The organism is Streptomyces pseudogriseolus, assembly GCA_002154585.1.
GTDB classification, from domain to species: Bacteria; Actinomycetota; Actinomycetes; order Streptomycetales; family Streptomycetaceae; genus Streptomyces; species Streptomyces pseudogriseolus.
Genome location: MUNG01000707.1, coordinates 1 through 367 on the forward strand (window position 1 = coordinate 1; position 367 = coordinate 367).

The following is a 367-nucleotide window of genomic DNA, read 5'->3' on the forward strand; positions in this document are numbered from 1 at the left end:
GCCGATCACCGAGGCGATGACGGCCATGGACAGCGCCATCATGATCGTCTGGTTGAGGCCGAGCAGGAGCTCCTTGCGGGCCAGCGGGATACGGGCGGTCAGCAGGCGCTGGCGCGCGGTCGTCCCGAGCGACTCGACGGCCTCCAGCACCTCCTTGTCCGCGCCGCGCAGCCCCAGCGCGGTGAGCCGGGCCATCGGCGGGGCGGCGTAGACGACCGTGGCGAGCACGGCCGCGGGGACGCCGATGCCGAACACCAGCACGACCGGCAGCAGGTAGGCGAAGGCCGGCAGGACCTGCATGGTGTCGAGGACCGGCCGCAGCACGCGGTGCATACGGTCGGACAGCCCGGCCGCGAGCCCGAGCAGC

General features: G+C 73.3%; 1 protein-coding gene. It reads right to left on the reverse strand.

The annotated features are described in order from the left end of the window. A partial coding sequence (locus tag CCN29_RS36735) for an ABC transporter permease subunit (protein WP_442538693.1) occupies positions 1 to 367 on the reverse strand: 367 nt, incomplete at both ends.